2 protein-coding genes are annotated in these 411 nt (G+C 62.3%); both read left to right on the forward strand.

Features of this window, described 5'->3' with window-relative positions; genetic code table 11:
- Positions 1-227: hypothetical protein (locus RVY79_RS17660; RefSeq protein ID WP_317465798.1), on the forward strand; the 227-nt coding region annotated here is incomplete at its 5' end.
- A partial coding sequence (locus tag RVY79_RS17665) for a hypothetical protein (RefSeq protein ID WP_317465800.1) occupies positions 224-411 on the forward strand: 188 nt, incomplete at its 3' end. The genes RVY79_RS17660 and RVY79_RS17665, both read left to right, overlap by 4 nt.

A 411-nucleotide genomic window follows, 5' to 3' on the forward strand; every position in this document is an offset into this window, starting at 1 on the left:
ACGTGGCGCTCACGCTGTTGGCGGTCCATCTGCGCCGACCGCGCTGGGTGACCATGAAATGGGCCCTGGTGTTGGTCACAACGCTGGTCTTCGATTTGCTCACCATTCCACACCTTGGCGTCTGGGGTGCCATCGCGGGTTATGCTCTTGGCAACGGCATGGCGGTCATGGTCGGTATGGCGCTATGGTGGCGCCATCGCCCAACACCGGGGATGGCATCGGCGTGACTCAGCTTCCAACCATCTGCTTCCTCACCGGCACACTGAACGCCTTCGCAGGTGCGGAGCGCATGACCGCAGTGATCGCCAATGCGCTGGCCGCACGCGGCTACCGGGTGCTCATATTGAGTCTCTGGGATCAAGTATGCGTTTTTCCGTTGCACCCAGCGGTCGAGCACTGCGCGCTGTTCGC

The sequence above is a fragment of the Chromohalobacter sp. HP20-39 genome, assembly GCF_033052815.1.
Taxonomy (GTDB): domain Bacteria; phylum Pseudomonadota; class Gammaproteobacteria; order Pseudomonadales; family Halomonadaceae; genus Chromohalobacter.